The sequence below is a fragment of the Streptomyces sp. SID14478 genome (assembly GCF_010548525.1).
Taxonomy (GTDB): domain Bacteria; phylum Actinomycetota; class Actinomycetes; order Streptomycetales; family Streptomycetaceae; genus Streptomyces.
In genome coordinates this window covers 1-3,473 of sequence record NZ_JAAGMG010000999.1, presented here as the reverse complement: position 1 = coordinate 3,473, position 3,473 = coordinate 1, and the positions used below count along the sequence as shown (strand labels likewise).

Genomic DNA, 3,473 nt, shown 5'->3' with positions numbered 1-3,473 from the left:
CCGAGGTGCTGCTGCGCGCCACCGCGGACGAGGGCGGGCGGATCACCGCCGCTGCGGCGGCCGCCGAGTGGGTTCCGCGTGCGGCGCCCGCGCGATGCCGCGAAGCTGAGGGGCATGGACGGACTCGACGGATACCCCTCAGTTGTCGTGCACGCGGCCCAGCCCGGTGGGCGCCGGGTCTACATCCGGGGCGAGGACGCGGGGCTCGCCACGTCGCTCGCGGACGTCACGGAGTTCCTGCGCCGCGCCGGTCTGGAGGACGCGCCGCTCGACGACCCGGACTTCATCGAGTGGCGCGGCGGCGGCTCCGCGATCTGGCCCGCGCAGGTCGACGACCCGGACGGGGATCAGCGGTAGCCGGTGACGTCGGCCGGCTTGCCGGCGTCCTGGACCTCCACCAGGTAGCGCCAGGCGTCGGGGCGGCTGCCGTCGAGGTCGGTGAATCCGTAGACCTGGGCGAGGCCGCCGCTGGACTGCGAGGTCCCGTTGAAGCGGGCGACGTCCGGGTCCGCGGCGAGCGCCGCGACCGCGCGGCCGGTGTAGCGCGGGGTCTCCGTGATGGCGAAGTGCGGTTGCGCCGCGAGCGCCTCGTGCCAGGTCTCCTCGGTGACGCCGTACGCGTCGAGCATGATCTCCGAGCGCATCCAGCCCGGGGTGAGGGCGACGGCCGTGGCGCCGCGCGGGCCGAGTTCGTGGCCGAGGGAGAACGCCATCCGCAGCACGGAGCTCTTGGCCAGGTCGTAGAAGAAGGAATTGCGGTAGTGGGCGCCGTTGTACTCGGCCGTGCCGTCCGTCACCTCGACGAGCAGGCCGCCCGGGCGGCGCAGCAGCAGCGGCAGCGCGAAGTGACTGGTGACGGCGTGCGTCTCGACGGCCAGGCGGTGCAGCCTGAGGCCCTTGTCGAGGTCGTGCTCCCAGATCGGCCGGTCCCAGGCGAAGAGGTGCTCGCCGCCCCAGATGTCGTTGACGAGGACGTCGAGGCGGCCCTGTTCGCTGTCGACGCGCTCGACGAGCGCCCGGACCTGGTCCTGCTCCAGGTGGTCGGTGGGGACGGCGATGCCGTGGCCGCCGGCCGCCGTGACCAAGTCGGCGGTGTCCTCGATGGTCTCGGCACGGTCGTACTCGGAGCGCCGGGTGCGGGTGGTGCGGCCGGTGACGTAGACGGTGGCGCCGGCCGCGCCGAGTTCCACCGCGATGCCGCGCCCCGCGCCGCGGGTGGCCCCCGCGACGAGGGCGACCTTGCCGCTCAGTGGTGCGGGCCGGGAGGGCTGCTCCTGCGGCTCCTGCTGGTGCGGGTCCTGATGGTGCGATTGCGGGTGATTCACATCGTCTCCTGACGGCGCCGTGCCTTCTCGTCCCTGAGCATCCCCGCGAATCCCGACATCTTCTGTCCGCCTTTGCGGCTGTCTTCGCAGCAGTCCTCGCGTACGACCGAGGACTTTCGGCCCTCGATACCCCCGGGGGTATCACTGATACCCTCGGGGGTATAGCGTCGTCTGGGTCATCAGGAGGTTCCCGTGAAGGTCGTGGTCATCGGAGGCGTGGCGGGCGGCATGTCCGCCGCCACGCGGTTGCGCCGGCTCGACGAGAGCGCGGAGATCGTCGTGCTGGAGCGCGGCGCCCACGTCAGTTACGCGAACTGCGGGCTGCCGTACTTCCTCGGCGGCGTCATCGAGGAGCGCGACGCCCTGCTGGTGCAGACGCCCGAGACGCTGCGGGCCCGCTTCCGCCTCGACGTACGCGTCCGCCACGAGGCCGTCGCCGTGGACCGCGACGCGCGGACGGTGCGGGTGCGGGACCTGGTGACCGGGGACGAGTACGCGGAGGCCTACGACCGGCTGGTGCTCAGCCCGGGCGCGCGGCCGTTCGTGCCACGACTTGCGGGTGTGGAGCGGGCGTTCACGCTGCGGGACGTCACCGACACGGACCGGATCGCGGCCTCGCTCGCGGCCGGGGCGCGCAGCGCCGTGGTGGTGGGCGCCGGGTTCATCGGCGTGGAGGCGGCGGAGAACCTGCGCCGTCGGGGCCTCGACGTGACGCTCGTGGAGCTGGCCGGACAGGTGCTGCCGCCGCTCGACCCGGAGATGGCGGCGCCCCTCGCCGACGAGTTGCGCGCGAGCGGGATCGACCTCGCGCTCGGCACCCAGCTCAAGGAGGTCCGCGACGACGACGTGGTCCTGGACGACGGCCGGGCCGTACCCGCCGACGTCGTCCTCATGGCCATCGGCGTTCGCCCCGACGTCGCCCTCGCCCGCGACGCCGGGCTCGTCCTCGGGCCGCGCGGCGGCATTGCCGTAGACGACACCGGACGCACCGGCGACCCCGCCGTGTACGCGGTGGGCGACGCGGCCGAGAAGCGGGACGCCCTCAGCGGCGAGAGCACCCTCGTGCCGCTGGCGAACCTGGCCAACCGGCACGGACGACTCGTCGCCGACGCCATCGCCGGGCGCCCGGTGACGGCCCGCCCGGCCACCGGTACGGCGGTCGTCCAGGTCTTCGGGCTGACCGCGGCGGCCACCGGCTGGAACGAGAAGCGGCTGCGCGCCGCGGGCCGCGCCCACCAAGCGGTGCATCTGCACCCCGGCTCGCACGCGGGCTACTACCCGGGCGCCTCACCGATCGCCCTCAAGGTCCTCTACGACCCCTCCGACCTGCGTATCCTCGGCGCCCAGGCGGTCGGCGCGGACGGTGTCGACAAGCGCATCGACGTCCTCGCCACCGCCATCGCGGGCGGCCTGACCGCACCCGACCTCGCGGATCTGGAGCTGGCCTACGCTCCCCCGTACGGCTCGGCGAAGGACCCGGTCACCATGGCCGGGATGATCGCCGAGAACCTGGCGACCGGCACGGACCGCACCGTCCAGTGGCACGAGCTGGCCGCCGTGCGCGACACCGGCGCCACGGTCGTCGACGTACGGACGGCAGCCGAGCACGCCCGGGGTGCCATCCCGGGCGCGATCAACGTCCCGCTGGACGAGTTGCGCGAGCGCTCCGGCGAACTGCCGGACGGCGACCTCGTCGTCCACTGCCAGGTCGGACTGCGCGGCCACACCGCGCTGCGCCTCCTGGCCGGACTGGGCCGGGACGCCGCCAACCTCGACGGCGGCTACGCCACCTGGTCGGCAGGCCTGGCCGCATGACCCCGCGACCTCACCACCCCGTCCGTCACCCGCCCCTTCACCTGGGAGAAGCATGAGCACCACCCTCGCCCCCGCCGAACTGCACGCCCTGCCCGCCGACGACACCCTCGTCGTGGACGTACGCGCGCCCGGCGAGTACGCGTCCGGTCACGTGCCCGGCGCCGTCAACGTGCCCGCCGAACACCTCGACACTCTCGTCCCCGACCTGCGGAAGGCCGCTGAGCAGCGGTGCATCGTCGTCGTCTGCGCGGCCGGGCAGCGCTCGGCCGCCGCGTGCGCGAAGCTCGCCGACGCCGGTGTCGAGGCCGTGGGTCTCGCCGGCGGCACCCGCGC

The 3,473-nt window shown here is 74.0% G+C and carries 4 protein-coding genes; 3 read left to right on the top strand and 1 reads right to left on the bottom strand.

Translation table 11 applies throughout. From position 1 onward, the window contains the following. Positions 1 to 114: 114 nt before the first annotated feature. Complete coding sequence (locus G3I40_RS32455) at positions 115 to 357, top strand: hypothetical protein (protein WP_164306198.1); 243 nt, start codon at positions 115 to 117, stop codon at positions 355 to 357. Here the strand turns inward: G3I40_RS32455 and G3I40_RS32450 are convergent. After that, entirely contained in the window at positions 348 to 1,250 is a 903-nt protein-coding gene (locus tag G3I40_RS32450) for an SDR family oxidoreductase (protein WP_164306199.1), read from the bottom strand. The genes G3I40_RS32455 and G3I40_RS32450 overlap by 10 nt on opposite strands. A 267-nt stretch (positions 1,251 to 1,517) precedes the next feature. On the opposite strand from G3I40_RS32450, the gene G3I40_RS32445 reads away from it, so the two are divergent. Together G3I40_RS32445 and G3I40_RS32440 are read left to right on the top strand one after the other, a co-directional pair. Beyond that, on the top strand, positions 1,518 to 3,140 hold the full coding sequence (locus G3I40_RS32445) for an FAD-dependent oxidoreductase (RefSeq protein WP_164306197.1): 1,623 nt from the start codon (positions 1,518 to 1,520) through the stop codon (positions 3,138 to 3,140). A gap of 52 nt (positions 3,141 to 3,192) precedes the next feature. Further along, the coding region (locus G3I40_RS32440) for a rhodanese-like domain-containing protein (RefSeq protein ID WP_164306196.1) at positions 3,193 to 3,473 on the top strand (281 nt) is incomplete at its 3' end.

Bases quoted from the DNA above. Each gene is read 5' to 3' on its own strand.
- G3I40_RS32455 (WP_164306198.1), top strand. From the start codon at position 115: ATGGACGGACTCGACGGATACCCCTCAGTTGTCGTGCACGCGGCCCAG.